The sequence below is a fragment of the Hahella sp. CR1 genome (assembly GCF_029813005.1).
Classification (GTDB): domain Bacteria; phylum Pseudomonadota; class Gammaproteobacteria; order Pseudomonadales; family Oleiphilaceae; genus Hahella.
This window is the reverse complement of the sequence record NZ_JAPELK010000007.1, coordinates 252,881-271,403: the sequence shown is the minus strand read 5'-3', so window position 1 is coordinate 271,403 and position 18,523 is coordinate 252,881. Positions and strand designations below refer to the sequence as shown.

The 18,523-nt window shown below is 54.2% G+C and carries 16 protein-coding genes; 9 read left to right on the top strand and 7 right to left on the bottom strand.

Annotated elements, in window-relative coordinates:
• Nucleotides 1-199: 199 nt before the first annotated feature.
• The 3 genes from ONV78_RS18610 to ONV78_RS18600 all read left to right on the top strand — a co-directional run bounded on the left by ONV78_RS18610 (nt 200) and on the right by ONV78_RS18600 (nt 2,478).
• Nucleotides 200-637 carry a DUF1801 domain-containing protein gene (locus tag ONV78_RS18610; RefSeq protein WP_279505396.1) on the top strand — a complete coding sequence of 146 codons (438 nt, stop codon included), beginning with the start codon at nt 200-202 and terminating at the stop codon, nt 635-637.
• Nucleotides 638-668: 31 nt separating this feature from the next.
• Nucleotides 669-1,511 carry a metallophosphoesterase gene (locus ONV78_RS18605; protein WP_279505393.1) on the top strand — a complete coding sequence of 281 codons (843 nt, stop codon included), beginning with the start codon at nt 669-671 and terminating at the stop codon, nt 1,509-1,511.
• A gap of 118 nt (nt 1,512-1,629) precedes the next feature.
• Entirely contained in the window at nt 1,630-2,478 is an 849-nt protein-coding gene (locus ONV78_RS18600; protein ID WP_279505391.1) for a hypothetical protein, read from the top strand.
• 7 nt (nt 2,479-2,485) lie between these two features.
• On the opposite strand, the gene ONV78_RS18595 is transcribed toward ONV78_RS18600, so the two are convergent.
• Complete coding sequence (locus ONV78_RS18595; protein ID WP_279505390.1) at nt 2,486-3,172, bottom strand: metal-dependent hydrolase; 687 nt, start codon at nt 3,170-3,172, stop codon at nt 2,486-2,488.
• Nucleotides 3,173-3,327: 155 nt separating this feature from the next.
• The gene (locus tag ONV78_RS18590; RefSeq protein WP_279505388.1) at nt 3,328-5,391 is read right to left on the bottom strand and encodes a VIT and VWA domain-containing protein; all 2,064 of its coding nucleotides are present in this window, start codon (nt 5,389-5,391) and stop codon (nt 3,328-3,330) included.
• A 176-nt stretch (nt 5,392-5,567) separates the two neighbouring features.
• Here ONV78_RS18590 and ONV78_RS18585 point away from each other — a divergent pair, with 176 nt between their 5' ends.
• Both ONV78_RS18585 and ONV78_RS18580 read left to right on the top strand, forming a co-directional pair.
• On the top strand, nt 5,568-6,557 hold the full coding sequence (locus ONV78_RS18585; protein WP_279505386.1) for a phosphatase domain-containing protein: 990 nt from the start codon (nt 5,568-5,570) through the stop codon (nt 6,555-6,557).
• Nucleotides 6,558-6,618: 61 nt separating this feature from the next.
• A complete protein-coding gene (locus ONV78_RS18580) occupies nt 6,619-7,158 on the top strand; it encodes a DUF2058 domain-containing protein (protein WP_216735695.1) in 540 nt (179 codons plus the stop codon).
• A gap of 12 nt (nt 7,159-7,170) precedes the next feature.
• On the opposite strand, the gene ONV78_RS18575 is transcribed toward ONV78_RS18580, so the two are convergent.
• Nucleotides 7,171-7,881, bottom strand: a complete 711-nt coding sequence (locus tag ONV78_RS18575; protein ID WP_279505384.1) for a cyclase family protein — start codon at nt 7,879-7,881, stop codon at nt 7,171-7,173.
• Between the two features lie 271 nt (nt 7,882-8,152).
• Between ONV78_RS18575 and ONV78_RS18570 the strand changes: the two genes are divergently transcribed.
• Both ONV78_RS18570 and ONV78_RS18565 read left to right on the top strand, forming a co-directional pair.
• Nucleotides 8,153-8,842: a class I SAM-dependent methyltransferase gene (locus tag ONV78_RS18570; RefSeq protein WP_279505382.1), complete on the top strand. Its 690-nt coding sequence runs from the start codon at nt 8,153-8,155 to the stop codon at nt 8,840-8,842.
• 5 nt (nt 8,843-8,847) lie between these two features.
• Nucleotides 8,848-11,367 (top strand): DNA polymerase II, encoded by a 2,520-nt coding sequence (locus tag ONV78_RS18565; RefSeq protein WP_279505380.1) that lies wholly within the window; start codon nt 8,848-8,850, stop codon nt 11,365-11,367.
• A gap of 9 nt (nt 11,368-11,376) precedes the next feature.
• On the opposite strand, the gene ONV78_RS18560 is transcribed toward ONV78_RS18565, so the two are convergent.
• The 4 genes from ONV78_RS18560 to ONV78_RS18545 all read right to left on the bottom strand — a co-directional run bounded on the left by ONV78_RS18560 (nt 11,377) and on the right by ONV78_RS18545 (nt 14,831).
• Nucleotides 11,377-11,913: a hypothetical protein gene (locus ONV78_RS18560; RefSeq protein ID WP_279505377.1), complete on the bottom strand. Its 537-nt coding sequence runs from the start codon at nt 11,911-11,913 to the stop codon at nt 11,377-11,379.
• A gap of 171 nt (nt 11,914-12,084) precedes the next feature.
• Entirely contained in the window at nt 12,085-12,624 is a 540-nt protein-coding gene (locus ONV78_RS18555) for a hypothetical protein (RefSeq protein ID WP_279505376.1), read from the bottom strand.
• Nucleotides 12,625-12,633: 9 nt separating this feature from the next.
• Nucleotides 12,634-13,425, bottom strand: a complete 792-nt coding sequence (locus tag ONV78_RS18550) for a hypothetical protein (RefSeq protein WP_279505374.1) — start codon at nt 13,423-13,425, stop codon at nt 12,634-12,636.
• Between the two features lie 95 nt (nt 13,426-13,520).
• Nucleotides 13,521-14,831 (bottom strand): amidase, encoded by a 1,311-nt coding sequence (locus ONV78_RS18545; RefSeq protein ID WP_279505373.1) that lies wholly within the window; start codon nt 14,829-14,831, stop codon nt 13,521-13,523.
• A gap of 157 nt (nt 14,832-14,988) precedes the next feature.
• Here ONV78_RS18545 and ONV78_RS18540 point away from each other — a divergent pair, with 157 nt between their 5' ends.
• Both ONV78_RS18540 and ONV78_RS18535 read left to right on the top strand, forming a co-directional pair.
• The gene (locus tag ONV78_RS18540) at nt 14,989-15,876 is read left to right on the top strand and encodes a LysR family transcriptional regulator (protein ID WP_279505371.1); all 888 of its coding nucleotides are present in this window, start codon (nt 14,989-14,991) and stop codon (nt 15,874-15,876) included.
• Between the two features lie 432 nt (nt 15,877-16,308).
• Nucleotides 16,309-18,369: a hypothetical protein gene (locus ONV78_RS18535; protein ID WP_279505369.1), complete on the top strand. Its 2,061-nt coding sequence runs from the start codon at nt 16,309-16,311 to the stop codon at nt 18,367-18,369.
• Nucleotides 18,370-18,523: the final 154 nt, after the last annotated feature.

Sequence of the window (18,523 nt, the reverse complement as noted above, 5' to 3'; positions counted from 1 at the left end):
TTACATCCTCGTAAAGTGCGCTGGAGAGCCAAAAGACCGATTATAAACTGCCCGTGCAGCGCGCTTTAAAGGCTGTGTTGCAATAAATTGTTAACGGTGCGTTGTCAGGGCGTTGCAAGCGCCCTACGCTGAGACGCTGACCCCCAACTTAAATATGGCGAGTTTTCTTATCTCGCCGGTTCTGATTGAAGGAAGCCAAATGAGCGACGCCAGTGTTGAATTCGCTGATGCGCGCGTACAGGCGACATTCGCCGCGTACCCGGATGAAGTGAGAGCAAAGTTGTTGTTCCTGCGTGATTTGATTTTTGACGTGGCGAGAAACACTGAAGGCGTGGGCGAGCTGGAGGAAACGCTCAAATGGGGACAGCCCAGCTATCTGACTGCAAAGACGAAAAGCGGCAGTACCCTCAGAATCGATCGCTTAAAGTCCCCGTCCTCTGGATATGCGGTTTATTTCCACTGTCAGACAAATCTGGTGGAGACGTTTCGGCGCATCTATGGCGATGAGTTTCGGTTTGAGGGAAATCGCAGCATTCTGTTTGATATGGCGGACGATATTCCCGTGGAGGCGTTGCGTCATTGTATCGCAATGACGTTGACCTACCACTTGCGCAAAAAATCCAGTGTGGAAAGTTGAATAAACGAGAGGCGGTCGGGAGCCCAAAGCAGTGATAATTTTTCGTCGTATTATGATGGGCCTGGCTGTGTTGAGCATCGCGCTCGGCGTCTGGGCGTTTTGGATCGAGCCTGCGTCGTTGGTTGAAAATGAAGTCAGTATCGCCATTCATCCCTGGCCGCAGTCCTGCGATGGGTTACAGGTGGCGGTGATGGCCGATCTGCATGTAGGATCGCCGCACAATAGCTTATCCCGGCTGAGGGAGCTAGTTGACGCAACCAATGCGTTGAAGCCGGACCTGGTGTTGCTGGCGGGAGATTTTGTAATTCAGGGCGTGATTGGCGGCGAGTTTGCGGAGCCGCGCGACATCGCCACTGAGCTGGACCGGCTGCAAGTCAGCCTGGGCGTGTACGCCGTCATGGGCAATCATGACTGGTGGCATGGCCCACAATTGATCCTCGACGCCTTTACGGGAACCCATATCGAGTTTTTGGAAGACACGTCCAAAGAGCTGACCCAGGGGGATTGCCAGTTCTGGTTGGCTGGAATCAGCGATTATTGGGAAGGCGCGCATGATATCGGCAAAGCCCTTGGCGACATTCCCGCGGAGGCGCCTGTACTGGCGTTCACTCACAACCCTGATGTGTTCTACGACATTCCTCGCCACGTATCCCTGACTTTCGCCGGTCATACCCATGGCGGTCAGGTTAACCTGCCATTGATTGGTCGGCCCATTGTGCCGTCTCAATATGGCGAGCGATTCGCCATTGGGCATATTGATGAGGACGGTCGCCAGATGTTTGTAACCCCGGGAGTTGGGACCAGTATTCTTCCTGTGCGTTTTCGGGTTCCTCCAGAAATTTCCCTGGTCACGTTAAAATCCGTGGCGCAATAGGGCGCCGCGTGAAGCAGTTTGAACTGAAGCTATATCAAGTCCGAACTGGTCTACTATTTATAAAGCCGTTTGTGAATAGGTTGCAGATATCCGCCCCCATGCTGGGACAGCCCGCGTTATGGCGATTCGTATCTTTTTGCTTTTTATATTTGTCACCCTATGCAGCCGATCAGAGGCGGCGGATTTCAAGCTGGGCCTGCTGCATGGCGACGCTGAAATTTTCAGCTACGAAATCAGTGTCGTGCAGTTGGCGCTTAACTATGCGCCGGGCGAGCATACCCTGGAAGTGGTGTCTATGGGGGACGCCACTCAGGAACGCATCTTAAATCTACTGCACCGGCGCTCGGACATTCTCAATGTGTTCTTCACTGGATATAGCCGCACTCGGGAAGAGCGCTTCTTACAGGTCGATGTGCCCCTGACGAGAGGACTGTTGGGGCATCGGGTGTTCATGATCCGTGAAGATCATGCGGAAAAGTTCTCCCAAGTCAGCTCACTGGCGGATCTACAGACGCTGACGATAGGCTCGGGTGTGAACTGGCCGGATACGGACATATTGCGCTCCGCAGGCTTTACGGTGACTGAGTCCACTTACGCCAGCCTCTGGTTGATGTTAAAACGGGGGCGTTTTGACGGCTTTAATCGCGGCGTTCACGAGGCGGTTATTGAACTCGGTGAGCATGCGGGGGAAGGATTGATGATCGAGCCGCGCTTGATGGTCGCGTACAAGTTCGATTATTTCCTTTATTTGGGGAAAGACGATGTCGAGCGTTATCGCATCCTTACTCTGGGGCTGCGGCGAGCCTATGAGAACGGCGCTTTTATGAAGAATTTTAACTCCCATCCGGCCATCAAAGAGATGATCGCCGCTATCCATCCTGAACAGCGACACACCTTCTATGTCGATAACCCCTATCTAAGCGATAAGGTCAAAGCTATTGCCGACTCTTACTGGCATAAATTTTAAACGGCCTCTAGGAGCGTGATAGCCAGATATGATCCAGAGTGGCCAGCCTGACCACCTCAAGATGCAACTTGTGCGGCGGTGGCAGTTGTATGGCGCAATAGATGGCGATGGCGAGAAAGAGTCCGCTGGCCCACCAGTTATCGATGCTCACCGGCTTCAACGCGGTTCCAAATGAGCGCTTGAACTCCATATCCGCCAGATTAACCGCGTAACACTCGTCAAGAATAAGATGGACGATATAGCCGGCGAACACCATGGCTCCCAATGCCCAGGCGAAGTCCACGCCTTGATCGATGAAGCGCCAGCATAAAAACGCGGAACCCAACCCAAAGCTGGCGGCGGCCAACAGTGAGTGGAAAGAGCCGCGATGCTCAGTGAGGTGAGCGAACACCTGCAGCACGGCTATACGAACGGTGAGAAACGCCACCAGCATGGCGCCCCATAGCGGCAACAGAGGCAGGTCGGGGAACGTAAACAGTACGACAAAGGAAGCCATGACGCCCAGAGCGCTGAACAGTCCTTTTAATATGGCGGTGGTGTCTGCATCCAGGTCTGGCGCCAGGCCCGCCAAGGTCCCTGCTACCCACAGCGCCATGCCTTGCCCGGGGGTGAATAAACCGGTCAACAGCAGGGTAGAGGTCAGTACGCCGGATGCGGCGGCTCCGCCGAGCAGATGTGTATTAAAATTAGCCATTTAGCGTCGGTTTTCCTTATATGGGATATGGCGCGATTGGCCGGCCATGCTATACCAGCGCCGTTGAGCCGATCAAGCTGGGCAGTAGACATTTATGTCATTGTCTTAAAAAGAAAAAGAGACGGAAGGTTCCGTCTCTTTGCTGTTTCCCGAAGTTAGCGCTTACGAGGTCGGAAACAACGTCCGGCGATGGCCAGTGCGCCCAGCAGCGCCAGCATGAATCCGTCGATGGCCCCGCCACCGCCGCCTCCGCCAAATGATGGGCGGCTCTTGGTGTACATCGGCTGTTGCGAGTCCACCCGGTGAGATTGCGCAGGTTGTTGCGCTCGTACTTCGCGGGCGGACTCTTCACGTTGGATGCGATCTCCGATGCGGCGTTCCACCCCGTAATGTTCAAAGCGTCCCTCATCCAGCACCAGCATCGAGGTGTAGTCGGTCACCAGACCGTACTCGACGGCTAAATCCGTGACAGCCTGTTTACGGTCTGCATCCTCGCCATAATCCTGCTGCTGATCCATCAGATCTTCGATCTGTGCGAAGGCCCAGAGACGCTCCAGTTCAGGATGCAGGGTTCCGTCTTTGACTTCAAACTGAGTCTGATAGCGGATAGGCGACCCTGAGACTTTGCCTGTCAGCTCCACTTTCGCCTGCCCGGAACCGTAGTAATGACCGAACATCACCAATTGCTGGCCGCGGTAAACGCTGCCGATTTGTTTGGGGAAGACGTCTGCGGTTTTGATGCCGGAAATCTTCAAGTTGGCGCCATGCAGGGCGGCGTGGTCGACTTTACTGGCGGCCAGCATGAGCTGACCGATAATGTCGTCGCTATTGCTGACGCTGATGGCGAAGCCGTTACTATGCTTGGTGATCGCTTCCAGCAGAGGACGGTTGGCGGAATTGCCCATAATGAACGTGAACAGGCGAATATCCTTTTTCTCCAATAGTTCAATAAACGCCTTTTGTTTGGTTTCGCCGACATTGGCTTCGCCGTCGGTGACTAGCCAGATAGCGTTGGTGCGGTCTGCATCAAGTCCGGTGAGCGCGCCTTGAATGGCTGACATGAGGTTGGTGCCGCCGCTGGGACCCGCATTCTCGACGGCGCTGACTACCTGCTGCAGATTCTCCTGTGTCGCCTGCACCCATCCGTTGGTGATGTCAGTCGCGTTGTCATTGAACATGATGATGCGAACGCGATCATTGCTGTTGAACTTGGCGAACCCTTTACGCAGCCCTTCCAGCAAGGTGGAGAACTTGCCTGACATGGAGCCGGAGCGGTCCAGCACCAGCGTCCAGTCGCGCCCTTCGGTAATGGCCGGCAGGTCGTCTCCGGGCGTCACGGTGAGCATGAAGGTCCCTTTTTCTTTGCCGGGTTCTTTATAGGTGATCAAGTCGACGGAGCCTGGCAGATTCTGTTGTTGCCGCCAGTAGACCACGATGTCCTTATCCAGCCTGTAAGCGCTGGGAGCGGAAGCGGGCGCATTGGCGGCGCCTTCCTGAACGGCTGCTTGGCTTTGAGCGTCTGACTGCAGGGAAACTGTCCAGCGCTGCTCGTCCATTCGCGAGATCTGCGCCTGTGGATGCTCGGGTAAACGCAAGGCTTCCACCGGATAGCCGCTGCGTAAATCAAGATTGAAGCTGAAGCGTTCTTTCACTGTCTCGTTGGCGGTCCAGAAAGCCAGTTTTTCCTCATCCACACCGCCTTCTTCCAGTGGGTAGACGTAACGGCCGATTCCGGTGTCCACATGCACTGGCTGCAAATACACCAGGCGTATTTTGGTTTCCTGTTGCGGTAAGACCTGGCTGATGGAGATGTCGAACGTTTTATAGGCGTCCTGTTCGGTCAGACCTGCGTTGCGACCTTCCGATTTTTCCTGCTCATAGATTTCCCGGGCCTGTTTTTTCGCGACGACTTCGCCATGAACCGGCGCGCCGTTGATCCAATAAGTGAACTGGGAGACGGCGGCTTTTTCCGGTACTGGAAATGAGTAGATGGCTTCCAGAGGCTGGGCGTTGGGATTATAGAAAACCTGATCGACGGTGGTGATGGCGTATTCGCCTTCGATGGTGACGTTGACGTCTTGGGAGCGTAAATCCAGGTCTGGTAAACTGCCGCTTTGGGGTTTGAGTAATCCCGCCGCTTGCGCCGCGTCAGGATTGGATAGGGATAACATTAAGACGCAGGCGGAGAGAGATGCTAGTCCGGCCTTTCCATTTAACATATGCAATCACCTTTGCTATTGGGGAGAACGCCGCCGAAGATAAAAATGATGAGTTGTTAGATTTCGGCGGCTGCCTGGAGGCATGCTCACTCAGGCGTTAAACGTATTGAACTTTTTTGCGGGGAGTATTGTTTGACGATACCTCCGGTGTGATATGTGAGGCTTTGGAGCTTTTTATGCGTTGGACTGTCGTTTTTTTGGGATGGCTATGTTTTTGTGGCTTCGCCAGCGCGGAAGAAGAGGATTCGCTGGCGGTGATCCTCTACGCTGGCTACGGCTCCGCAGGTAAATTCACTCTGGAGGGGCGCGTCATTGAGCTGGACGAAGATACGGCGGGCGCAGCGCCGGAAGACGGCGGTGCGACCAATCTACGCCGCAATCTGGCGCAACTGTTCAACGCCGAGCAGGAAAATGTTGAGGTGCGCGTTCAGCTTGACGCCCAGCATTGGCGAGTGAAGACGGACGAGGAAGGCTACTTTCGGCTCGACGGTGAACTGGCGGACGCAAAACAGTCGGGCTGGCTGACGGTGACAGCGCATGCGGAAAGCGCGAAAGCTGTCGAAGGCGGGGTTTATATGGCGCCTTCTGAAAATCGCCTGGGGGTGATTTCCGACCTGGACGATACACTCATGATCAGTGAGGTGACGGCGAAGGCCTCATTGTTGAAAAATACATTTTTGAAGAATCCGCTTCAGCGTGAGGCGGTTCCGGGCGCTTCCGCATTTATCGCCAGTGTTATCGCCGATAATGCGCTATGGGATGCGTCGCCGGTCTTCTATTTGTCCGCGTCGCCACGGCAGTTGTACGGTAATATTACGCTGTTCTTGGAGCACAATGGTTTTCCTCGCGGCGTGGTGGTCGCCAAGAAAGTGTCGAATGAGTCCGACAGCGAGCCCTGGCTGGATCAGACGGCCTACAAAACCGCTCATATTGAAGATTTGCTGCAGCGTTTTCCGGTGGTGAATTTTGTTTTGCTCGGTGATGACGGCGAGCGCGACCCGGAGATTTACCGGGATATTCAGGCGCGTTTTGCTGATAGGATTGCGGCAGTGTATATACGCAAAGTATCTCCTGATCCTGAGCGGCCGGTTTACGAGGGGCAACAGGATCTGGCGGCGGCGATCGCCAGGATTGAGAACGCGCAGACGGGCGCAAAAGAGCGCTGAAACCTTGGCGCGGGATTTGTTAAAATCCATTTCAGTTAACTAATGGTTTGGAACGCGAATAATGGCTAAGTCTCTTCAAGAGCAGCTCCTCAAGGCGGGGCTGGTTGATCAGAAAAAAGCGAAACAGATAAAGCAGGAAAAGCGCAAGCAGGCGAAACAGACGCCGAAAGGTCATCAGGTCGAGGACGAGGCCAAGGTGCGCGCGCAGCAGGCGCGTGAGGAAAAAGCGCAGCGGGATCGTGAGATGAACCGTCAGCGCCAGGAAGAGGCCGACCGTAAAGCGCTGAAGGCGCAGGTTAAGCAGTTGATCGAGATGAATCGCATCAACCGCAATAAAGGCGAGGTTGGCTATCAGTTTGCGGATGAAGGCAAGGTCAAGAAAATCTACGTCACTCAAGAGCTGCAGGATGGTTTGGCTTCTGGACGTTTCGCCATCGCGAGAATGGGGGACGCTTACGAAGTGATCAGCAGGAAAGTGGCGGAGAAAATCCGCGAGCGCGCGCCTGAGTTTGTTGTGGTGCTCAACGATAACAAAAACGCTGAGCCCGACGAAGATGATCCTTACGCCGCTTATCAGATTCCCGACGACCTGATGTGGTAACGCTTACGGCGCTCAGGGTATGAGCGCCAGAACAGAGACTGGCGATCCTGAGCCGCCCCGTAGTCGCAGCAGGCCGATCACCAATGCGACGCCTTTGGGCGGCAGGCGGTTCAGGTTGGTCAGGCACTCCAGCACAATGCCGGATTGCGCCAGCGTCAGGTGATTGACCTGGTGTTCCACACTGGCCCCGGGATCGACGCCGTGGGTGTCTATCCCAAATCCTCCGACCTGTCTTTCTTCCAGCAAAAACCTGGCCGTCTCCGCCGCCAGGCCGGGAAAGCGCATGACGCCCTGCGCGTCCATATTGAAAAAGCGCTCTGGCGTGTTCCAGTAATGCTGGTAGCCGGTATAGAACAGAACTACGCACCCGGCGGGTATGACGCCATGGTTTTGTTCCCAGTGATATAAATCCTGCATGGTGACGGCGTAGTCCGGTTGCTCCTGCGCCTGGGCGCTGACATCAATCACCACCGCCTCCGGCGTTAGTTGCTGAGGGGAGTATTCGTCGATGGTCATCCCATTCTCAAAAAAACTGGCGGGAGCATTCATGTGAGTGCCGCTGTGCTCGCCGATCTGGAAACTGCGCAGGAAGTAACCGTCTTTTGCGATGCTGGCCTCGTCGGTGAAATGAACCGCCGGGTCTCCCGGCCACAGGGGGATATTGGCGTCAATGGGGTGGCTTAAGTCAATGATATTGGAAAACTGCAGTGTTCGAAGAGACATGGAGGATCTCGTTACCTGTTTGATCTGTTGGATGTATAAGTCAATCTGTCTGTCATTCATCCGCCTGACTGTTATAAAACAACCTGTCTGTTATAAAACAACCTATCTGTTATAAAACAAATAGTAGCGGCGAAAACAGAGTTTCGGTGTTAGGATGCCCTAAAACTCAATTCAGACATGTTGTTTTGTCTTGCCGGGCGCGCCCGGGTTTTGTGGATGCCCGCGCAGGGAAAGGGATGAAACGACGGTCGGCCTCCAGGAGATGTTATAGATGGAAACAGTTTCCCGACCTGTAGACAGCAGAGTAAAGCTGTCGCAACGCTACTTTAACCCGCTGACATTGGCGGTCTATGACTTGGCGCTGTTTGGTTTCATCGATAAGTACGCCTGGGGTTGTCCAACTGAGCGGGTATTGCGCCATTATCGCGATCATCTCAGCGCTAATCACCTGGAAGTCGGCGTTGGCTCGGGCTATTTGCTGGATCACTCAACTTTCCCCGCCAAGGAGCCGAGGTTGGCGTTGATGGATCTGAGTGAAAGCTGTCTCCAGAAAACCTCACGCAGGCTCACCCGTTATCACCCACAATGCTATCGTCGCAATATATTGCAACCTATCGAGATTGACGCCCCGGGCTTTGATTCCATCGCAGTGAACTATGTCATGCATTGTGTGCCAGGGCATTTCGAACGCAAAGGCGAGGCGTTTGGGCATTTGAGTCAATTGTTGAATGATGACGGCGTCCTGTTCGGCTCCACGGTGCTGAGCGTCGGGGTAGAGAAAGATATGTTCACCCGACTCTGTATGAGCAGCCTGAACAAAGCCGGCGTTTTCTGTAACGAAGAGGATTGCGCAACGGCGCTTCATGACGTTTTACGACGGTATTTTAATCGCGTCGAAATGGAAATAGTCGGTTGTGTGGCGTTGTTCGCCTGTCGCGATCGCAAAACTGAGGCTGAATAATATCGATGTCCGCGCCGCTGAGAGGGTTTCTGCTGACCCGACAATGGGATGATCTCGTCCCTGAGCAGGACAAGGCGCGGGGCGGACTCACCAAATCATTGGCGCTGCAGTACTGGATATTAACGGATCGCGGTCCGGCGCGACTGACTGTCAGTGACCAATACGCGGTGTGCTTTCTTGAAAGTTCGGCGATGCCTGTGGCGCGCCGCATTCTGACCAACTTGCTCGGCGACAGAGGCGGCGAGCGCCCTCCCTGGTATGAAAAAGAGCTTGAGCTGAAGGATTTTGGCGGGCAGCCGGTGCATGGGGTGTATCTGCGCGAGCAACGCAACCTTTATCGCGTGCGCGACCTGCTGACGCAGGCGGGCCTCTCACCAATGGAGGCGGATATTCATCCTACAGACCGTTTCCTGATGGAGCGCTTTGTGACCGGCTCGTTGGCGGTTCATGGCGAGGCGGTGGAAAAGGATGGGGTGCTGGAATTTCACAATCCACGCATCAAGCCCGCGCCCTATGCGCCTTATTTCAAGGTATTGTCGCTGGATATTGAGACGTCCATGGATGGGGCGCAGTTATATTCCATTGGTCTGGTGGCGACTTCTTATGGCGCGGATGTCGGCGCAGGCGCTGTGCAGCGGCGCGTGTTTATGGTGGGTAATAATGCGGAAGACAGCCCGGAATACCTGGTTTACTGCGCTGACGAAACGGAAGTTTTTCGGCGCTTTATCGCGTGGTTTGACGAGTTTGACCCGGACATTCTGATTGGCTGGAATGTCATCAATTTCGATCTGCGTTTTCTGCAAAAGAAAGCCGATGATCTGAACCTGTCCTTTCACCCGGGACGAGGCGGGACGCCCATGGACTGGCGCCAGTCGCGCAGCGACGACCAGCATTTCACTTTATGCATTCCTGGCCGAGTGGTGCTGGATGGCATTGATACGCTCAAATCCGCCACCTACAACTTTGAAAGCTTTTCTCTGGAGTATGTCGCCCAGCATTTGTTGGGACGAGGCAAGCTGATTCATGACCCGGATAACCGGGGCGATGAGATCACGCATTTGTTTCTTCACGATAAGCCCAAACTAGCCGCGTATAACCTGGAAGATTGTCAACTGGTGTGGGAGGTGTTCCAGCACGCCCTGTTGATTGAGTTCGCCGTAGAGCGGGCGCAATTGACCGGGTTGGCGCTGGACCGTTTCGGCGGCTCGGTCGCCTCTTTTGATAACCGCTATTTGCCGCGTTTACATCGGGCAGGGTACGTGGCGCCGATGCTGTCGCAGAATCCTGTAGGCGTGGGCAGTCCCGGCGGTTATGTGATGGATTCAATCCCGGGCTTTTACCGCAACGTGCTGGTGCTGGATTTTAAAAGCCTGTACCCCAGTATCATCCGCACCTTCAAAATTGATCCGCTGGCGCGTATCAAGGGCATTGAAATTGAATGCGGGCAGGACGTGCTGCGTGAAGATCTGTGGGACCAGCAGGAAACGGCGAAAGCGGACCGCAAGCAACTGGTTCCCGGCTTTAACGGCGCGGTTTTCTCCAAAGAGCATAATATCCTGCCGGATATTATCGGTGAGCTGTGGGCGGCGCGGGATGAGGCGAAACGCCACAAAAATGCGGCGATGTCGCAGGCGATAAAAATTCTGATGAACTCATTCTATGGCGTGCTGGGCACGCCGGGATGCCGCTTCTTCGATCATCGTTTGCCCAGCTCCATCACATTACGCGGACACCGGATTCTGTACCGCACCAAGGAACTGATTGAACAGCAGGGCCATCAGGTGATCTATGGCGATACCGACTCGGTGTTTGTCTGGTTGAAAGAGTACAAGCAAAGTCCGGCGGCGGAGATTGATAGCGTTGGAAAGCAACTGGCTGCAACGCTGAATCAGTGGTGGCGGGATTATCTGACGCAGGAATACGGCATCGAGAGCTTTCTTGAAATACAGTTTGAGACTCACTTTTTACGCTTTGTGATGCCGACCATTCGCGGTTCCGAAAAGGGCAGCAAGAAACGTTACGCCGGCTTGGCCGCCAGAGGCGAAGGTGAGCCGGAAATGGTGTTCAAAGGGTTGGAAACGGTGCGCACCGATTGGACGCCTCTGGCGCGTACTTTCCAGAAAGAACTTTATCGTCGCATTTTTCATAACGAGCCCTATGAGGATTACGTGCGCGACTTGGTCAGTGATATTCGCGCAGGCAAAAAAGACGATCAGCTCTACTACCGTAAGCGTCTGCGTCGCCGACTCGATGAGTATCAGCGCAATGTGCCGCCGCATGTGCAGGCGGCGCGTACGGCGGATCGCATTCGCGAAGAGCAGGAGCTGGCGCCCCGTTATCAGCGCGGAGGATGGATTGAATACGTGGTGACGGTAAATGGGCCGGAGCCTCTGGAGTACCGACGTTCCGCGCTGGATTATGACCTCTACGTGGAGCGACAGATCGAGCCTATCGCCGACGGTATCCTTCGTTTTATGAATGCGTCCTTTCAGGATATCGCCGGCGGACAGATCGGCTTGTTTTGATCTGATTTCCTAGTCGATAGGAATCAAGTTTGAGCCATTCCACTTCAGCCGCTTTCTCTCATACTGCGTTTCGCTGACTTGAACTTGCAAACTGAGAGTTTGAGTCGCGGGATCGGCGGTCAGTTCCGGCAGATTGCCCAGCCTCACGAAGCGCTTGGCGTTCTGGGAGTACAGCCAATAATCCAGAAAAACATGCTTGGCGCCTGCCGAGGTGGTGATAGCCAAATCGGGGAAACCGTCGAAGTTGATATCGTCGAAGGCGATATGGCCAATGTCGCCAGCGAAGAACACCGTGTCGGGGGCGATCTCCAGCCGTTGCTCCTGACCGTTGATGGAAGCCGCCACGGCCTGCAGCAATACCTGATCATCCGCAAGCGGCGCGAGCATCGGCGAAGCCTTGATCTGAAGCGCCGCAGACGCATGCTCACAGGTTGGGATGCGGCCGACGCCAAACAGACAGGCGTCTCCGTCTTTCGATATGGATTGAAGCGGCGAAACACCGCATGACGTAATGATGGGAAATAGAAGAAGCGCAACGCGTCGCATAAAAAGTCCTTCTCGTCGAAGCAAGAGTCAGACGCCCTAAGCGTCTGATGTCACATAGAGGAGCCGTACTCACATTAATGACTCCCCGTTTCCCGGGCGCATTTATGCTAAGCGCGAGACGCCGCAACGGCAATTCGTCTGTAAGGGCTAAGGCGTTTGGCGTTTAATCAACTATTCGACCACCACAAGTTCTAATCCGCGCCATTGGTAAGCTTTTCTATCGTATTGCGCGGCGTTGAGGCGGACTTCTGTGGTGAGCGTTTGCGTATCGGGATGGAGTTTGAATACAGGGTAGTTTCCAACCTTCACATAACGCTTCTGCTCCTCCGAGTAGACCCAGTAATCCAGATAAAGATTGGCGGCCCCTAGGCTGGTGGTGACGGCGATATCTGCATGGTTATCAAAGTTAATATCTTCGAACGAGATATACCCTCTGTCTCCCGGCAATAGTAATGCATCGGGCGACAGGGTCAGAGTTTGCCGACGCTTGCCCCGAGAGATGTTGATCGCAGAGATATGAAGCTCGTCGTCATTACTGAGATGGGTGGTCAGTGTTGCGGATATTTCATCGCCGCCGTCTTCAAAGTGACAGGTATCTATCTGCTCAGACTCAAATGCGCAAATCACTGGCGAGGCCTTCTGCACCGGCTGATTTTGAGCCTGCGAGCAGGCGGCTAGGAAGATGGTTAATAGTATGTACACTTGTCGCATAATTTGACTCTAAGGCATGAAAAAGAATTTGGCGCGATCAAGATAGTCTCGCCTGTCCTGTAAACCAGTGTAACCACCGTTTACACGATAAGTAACTCCACGGAGATCATCTTTGTCAGCTTTGATGTTTAAGCGACGCTTATTCCAAAACCACAGGCTTACATCCAATGCGTAGGCGGGAGTTAATGCCACTAATACCTCATTCCCCTTTTTCATGAGGTCTATTCTGGAATACTCGGCATACTCAGAGTAATTACTGCGACCGGTTAGCTGAATTAATCCTCGTCCTTTGAATCGAACACCATCGCCGGATTGTGTATTTCCGAGTGCTAGATTGCCCTCGTAATTGGCTCCGCTGGCCAGTTCTTCTGTGTATCTAAAAGACAGACTTTCATGGCCGACTTGGGCGAGAAAGTGCGCAGTGCGAAGTGGTGAATTTATCTGGTATCGGGAAAGATTATTTTGGAGTAAGGGAAAATACTTGTTAATTGTCGATGATTTCCCGTGCGCCATGATTGCCGTCAAAGCGTCTTCGCTTAATCCTTTCGTGACGCCCTGTTTTAGAGTTTTAAGTGTTTTTCCCTTTGGATCGACTTTTCCGTCAGGTTTGGATATTTGGACCGAGGATTTTTGAAATAACGTTATGGCCTGTATGGTTTTTTGGCCTATCTGTCCATCTATAGTTAACTTCGACTCTAAAAGAAAAGAGTCAGATGTATAAAGATTTAATGCTGCTTGAATGACTTTTACGTCTGTTTTTGAGTTGGTCCCGCGCAGGCCCACACTGCTCTTTATGCACATTGAATAACTTCCTTGTATGCGTAAGCGAATAGAAATCGAATTCTAAAAGGAACAGCTAAAACGGGTCACTCGGGTATAAGGTCTAATCTACATTGTCAGTAAGGCTTTAAGGTCTCTATTGACCTGCTCACCCCTAACGCGCCAGCGATCACTCTGCCTACCTCCAACAACCATCCATCACCGCCTTGTATCCCGACGATTTGTAGTCCTACCGGCAGGCGTCCGGGAAGGGTGAGAGGAAGGTTGAGTTGAGGGACGCCCAGGGCGTTCCAGACTTTGATCAGATCCGATGTGCCTGTGTTGAGAAGGCCTTCCGGGGCGGTGTGGGGCGTGCTGAGAGTGATAATGGCATCGTAGCCGTTCATGAATTGAGGGAGGGCGTCTGCGGCGGCGGTGATCGTGGTTTTAGCTGCGAGTTCTTCGGCGAAGGTCAGGCGTAAGCCGTTCTCAATCATTTCCAGCGTGGAAGCGCTGAGCTGGTTGCGGCGGCTGGCGTATTCGTAAGCCAGCGCGCGGCTGCCCTCCCTGTCGTTCACGATTTTATGACTGTCGGCCAACTGCTTCAGGCTGAACGGCGTGGAGGTATTTTGAATGTGATGTCCTTGGGAGCGCAGCGTTAAAAGGCTGGTGAGCAATGCCTCCTTGACCGGCGTTTCCACGGTAGACCAAAACTCGTCAATGACGCAGGCCAGTCGGAGAGGTCTGTTGATAGGAGGCGTCTGCAGCGATAAGTAAGGCTCCAGCAGGACCTCCGCGAGTAACTGCAAATCATCCATGCTGCGTCCATACCAGCCGACGGTGTCGAAGCTGGGCGCCAGGGGTTTGACTCCTTCCAGAGAGACAATTCCGCGAGTCGGTTTGAAAGCGAACAGACCGCAATAGGACGCGGGCTTGAGCAAGGAGCCCGCCGTTTGCGAACCCAACGCCACCGGGAAGAAGCCCGCCGCCAACCCTGCGGCGGAACCAGCGCTGGAGCTGCCTGGCGTGTGATCCAGCGCATGTGGGTTGCGGGTCGGTCCGGTATGCATAAAGGCGAACTCAGTAGTCTCCGTTTTACCCATGACGATAGCGCCTTCTCGCCGTAGTCGCGCCACCACGGAGCAGTCCCGTGAAGGGCGGTGATCTTGATAGATAGGAGAGAAATATTCTGTGGCAAAGTCGGCAGTGTCGAAGATGTCTTTTACGCCGATGGGGAGCCCGCTCAGTTTTCCTTTGCTGGGGCGGGAGTCTATCGCCTGAGCCTGTTGTAAAACTCTGTGTGGATCGAATGCAGCAAAGGCGCGGATGTCCGGCTCATAGCGAGTAACCTGAGCGATCAATGTTTCACATACTTCTTCCGCTGTGCATTCGCCGTCCTGAATGGATTTCACCCATTGCGCGCCATCGTTGGTTAAAGGTAGGGACACCGTATTTCTCCGTATGTTTCTGGACATCAGCGGAGTCACTTTATTGATTAATTTTTGAAATTTAAAACAATAAATTTTTAGCCTATTATCAAATTTTATTGATCAATTCGTTTATCCGACGCTGTCTATCTACATAGCTACAGAGGGCCAATCGACGATGTTGAGAGAGCTTAAAACCTTTCTGGAAGTCACTAAATGCGGCACATTCGCCGCCGCCGGCGATCGCATCGGTTTGACCCAGTCTGCGGTCAGCGCGCAGATGCAGCGTCTGGAAGAGGCATTGGGCTACTCATTGTTTGAACGCGCAGGGAGGTCGGCGCAACTGACGCCGGAGGGCCGGGCGGCGATTGGTAGAGCGGAACAGATTCTCGACCTGTTCGGCGGCATGTGCGAGGGGGCGGAGCCAGGACCTGTGCGCGGCGAGGTTCGGCTTGGGGCGGTTTCCACTGCGCAGGCTGGTCTGCTGCCGGTAACGATGTCTCATCTGCGTCGCGCGGGAAGCGAGATATCGCTGCGGATTATCCCCGGCTCATCGTTGCAGCTGCTGGCGCTGGTCGATAGCGGCGAAATCGATGCGGCGATATTAGTAGAGCCGCCTTTTGCCTTGCCTCGTGAGTTGAACTGGTCGCCCCTGGCGAATGAGCGTTATGCGTTGGTTGCACCCCATGACGCGCAGGAAAGTGACTGGCGCACGCTACTGACTGCGCATCGTTTTATCCGCTATGACCGCGGCGCATTTGGCGGTCGACTGGTGGAACGCTTTCTACGCCGGCATCGTCTGCATGTGAATGACTGCGCCGAGATGGATGAGCTCACAGGGATCGTCAAAATGGTGGAGGAAGGATTGGGTGTGGCCTTGTTGCCGATCTCGCCGGGATTGGATGTCAGCCAAGTGCGTGTTTTTGAATTAAAGGGTGATGTTTTTTATCGGCGTATTGGCGTGATTGAACGCTCAGAGCCTCGTTCCGCCGTATTCAGCCTGTTCTCTCGCGCTCTTGGCGAGGCCGCTCGCGAATTGTATGAAACCATCGACAGCAAAAAATAGAACGCCTTTTATGACAATGATTGCTACTTGCGTTCCTAACAATGTTTTACCTCTTTTAGCAGAACATAAGACTAGAAAAACGATGCGATATATCACTCTTTCATGTGTCTGGTTCTAGTGACAAATGGCAGTGTTCTTGTCTTTTGTGTTCGATTTCCGCCCCTGATCTCCAAAAGCATGTCACCGAGGGCATACACACTCTCTCTATAACCGGTGAACTTCCCCGCCCCTCAAACGTTGGGTTACATACCGACGTTAAATTAAAAATATGAACTATGTGTAATGGACTAGTCTTTATCCTGCTGGAGGCCCTGTGGTTTGTCGGTTTGCGCTGGGCCAAAGTGAAAATCAATCACAAAGGAAAAAAAGGATATGCAGTCAGTTAACGCGAAATTATCAGGTACGAGAAAGGAGCGCCGAAAGGTGAGTGGCATGGCGGCGCTGGCCGCGGCCATGCTTATAAGCTCACCAGGGTTTGCGCAGAACTTGGTGGAAGCGGGCTGTATGGAGGAAACCGCGGGTTTCAATGTGCAATGTTCGGCTAACGATATTCAGATAGCCGGCGTCGCCACGAACCCGGATGGAACGCCGCAACTTGAAATACTGGATGACGGTTGCGCTTATCAGGGAGATACGGTTGAGTTCACCGCTACGTTTGAGTTGGTGTCGTCGGCGAAAGAGCGACACGATATCGGCATCTACTTCGTCACTGACGGAGACCCGGAAGGGGACGGAGCCGTCAGTGGTTCATGCGCAATTTCCACATTGCCGTTTCAACCAGACCCTCCCTGGCTGGACTTGGACGGAACTAACGATCCTTTTCCTGGCACATCAGGGCCGTCAGGGGTGCAGGATACCTGTGGCGATATCGACAAGCCCGGGCATAATCCGCTGTATCCGACTATCACGATTACCGCTGTGTGTATCGACCCGGATGCCGACGGTAAGTTGAACCTGCCGTACTGCACCAGCTGGCGGCAGGCGGGGGCCAATGAGCTTTGCGTGACTCCCACGGATGCTTTCCCAGGATCGCCTTCGAAGTGTAAGTGCGACGAAGGGTTCAACGTGCCAATCGATGTGCCGCCGGCGGAACTGCTGGTGTCTAAATCCGCCTCACCGACTACGCTGACGGAGCCGGGCGGGACGGTGACGTTCTCCATTTCTATCACTAACGTGGGAGTCGATCCGTCTAACTCGGTGACGATGAATACGTTGACCGACGATATCTACGGCGACATCACCATGGCGGGACATGACGGCATAATCAGCACTACCTGCGCGACGCCGCAGACTATCCCGGCGGATGATCGCAATCCTGGCGGCGTGGACACCTATAGCTGTCAGTTCACCGCGCAGATCAATGCGAACGCCAACACTGTGGAGACCGATACGGTCACCGCCAGCGGCGTGGATAACAATGGTTACTCACTGTCGGGGCAGGATAGCGCGAGCGTCACCATTCTGGATTCGCCTCCGGTGCTGGAAGTGGTCAAAACCGCTTCGCCCACACAGTTGTTGGAGCCCGGCGGTCCTGTCACTTTCACCGTCTCCGTGAAAAACACGAGTCCGGCGTCCAGCGATCCCATTACGCTGAGTTCATTAGTGGACAACATTCATGGTGACCTCAATGGTCAAGGCGACTGCCAGTCCGGGCTTGTCATTGCGCCGGGGCAGGAGTATCTGTGCTCCTTCACCACCAATGTCATGGGCAACGCGGGCAAATCGGAGACGGATACGGTCACCGCTTCCGGCGCCGATGACGAGGGCAATATGGTGAGCGCCAGTGACTCTGCAACCGTGGTGATCGTTAACGTGCCTTCGGAAATTTCGGTGACCAAAACCGCCGATCCAGAGCAGGTCGATGAGCCGGGAGGCAATGTCACCTACACCTATACCGTGACCAACCTGTCCACCGTCGATGCAGTGACCATTGAAAACCTGGACGACGACAAGCTGGGCGATTTGAACGGCATGGGCGACTGCGCGCTGCCGCAAATCCTGTACTCCTCGCAATCCTTCACCTGTTCAGTGACCACCTTTGTCAGCGGCAATGGCAATACCTCGGTCACCAACGTGGTGCTGGCGCTTGGCGTGGATGATGACGGACAGGTGCTCAGCGCCATGAGCGACGCCACCGTCGACATCATCAATGCGCCGCCGGCGGCGACGCTTACCAAAACCGCGACGCGGGCGCTGGTGACGTTTGAAGTGACAGTGACCAATACCTCCGATGCTGAAGCGCTGACGGTCACCGCTCTGGTGGATGATATGTTCGGCGACGTAACGGTGGTTCAGGGCGATCTCTACAACACGACCTGTGTGACGCCGCAGGAACTGCAGCCCGCCGCGCAACCTGGAGACAGTTACACCTGTAGCTTCGAGGCCTGGGTGAACAGTGCGACTCATACCAATACCGTCACCGCAACCGTTGTGGATGACGATGGTTCGGCGCCAGTGTCGCCTTCGGATAGCGCAACGGTAACGCTGCAATAACGCTATTTTCTTTATTCTGCTGAACAGGGCCGGGCGCATACCCGGCCCTTTGCTTCCTCTCTTTCTCTCCTTGGTCGGCGACAAACCAGCTCGGTTGTCACTGCGTTCTTCCGCATGTTATGTTCAGCGCCATTTGGCGTCGTCGGATTTTCTG

What these genes read in the sequence shown, in the direction of transcription:
- ONV78_RS18555 (WP_279505376.1), bottom strand. Translation starts at nt 12,624, where the DNA reads ATGCGACAAGTGTACATACTATTAACCATCTTCCTAGCCGCCTGCTCG.
- ONV78_RS18565 (WP_279505380.1), top strand. Translation starts at nt 8,848, where the DNA reads ATGTCCGCGCCGCTGAGAGGGTTTCTGCTGACCCGACAATGGGATGAT.
- ONV78_RS18550 (WP_279505374.1), bottom strand. Translation starts at nt 13,425, where the DNA reads ATGTGCATAAAGAGCAGTGTGGGCCTGCGCGGGACCAACTCAAAAACA.
- ONV78_RS18610 (WP_279505396.1), top strand. Translation starts at nt 200, where the DNA reads ATGAGCGACGCCAGTGTTGAATTCGCTGATGCGCGCGTACAGGCGACA.
- ONV78_RS18535 (WP_279505369.1), top strand. Translation starts at nt 16,309, where the DNA reads ATGGCGGCGCTGGCCGCGGCCATGCTTATAAGCTCACCAGGGTTTGCG.
- ONV78_RS18580 (WP_216735695.1), top strand. Translation starts at nt 6,619, where the DNA reads ATGGCTAAGTCTCTTCAAGAGCAGCTCCTCAAGGCGGGGCTGGTTGAT.
- ONV78_RS18570 (WP_279505382.1), top strand. Translation starts at nt 8,153, where the DNA reads ATGGAAACAGTTTCCCGACCTGTAGACAGCAGAGTAAAGCTGTCGCAA.
- ONV78_RS18590 (WP_279505388.1), bottom strand. Translation starts at nt 5,391, where the DNA reads ATGTTAAATGGAAAGGCCGGACTAGCATCTCTCTCCGCCTGCGTCTTA.
- ONV78_RS18600 (WP_279505391.1), top strand. Translation starts at nt 1,630, where the DNA reads ATGGCGATTCGTATCTTTTTGCTTTTTATATTTGTCACCCTATGCAGC.
- ONV78_RS18575 (WP_279505384.1), bottom strand. Translation starts at nt 7,881, where the DNA reads ATGTCTCTTCGAACACTGCAGTTTTCCAATATCATTGACTTAAGCCAC.
- ONV78_RS18560 (WP_279505377.1), bottom strand. Translation starts at nt 11,913, where the DNA reads ATGCGACGCGTTGCGCTTCTTCTATTTCCCATCATTACGTCATGCGGT.
- ONV78_RS18585 (WP_279505386.1), top strand. Translation starts at nt 5,568, where the DNA reads ATGCGTTGGACTGTCGTTTTTTTGGGATGGCTATGTTTTTGTGGCTTC.
- ONV78_RS18595 (WP_279505390.1), bottom strand. Translation starts at nt 3,172, where the DNA reads ATGGCTAATTTTAATACACATCTGCTCGGCGGAGCCGCCGCATCCGGC.
- ONV78_RS18540 (WP_279505371.1), top strand. Translation starts at nt 14,989, where the DNA reads ATGTTGAGAGAGCTTAAAACCTTTCTGGAAGTCACTAAATGCGGCACA.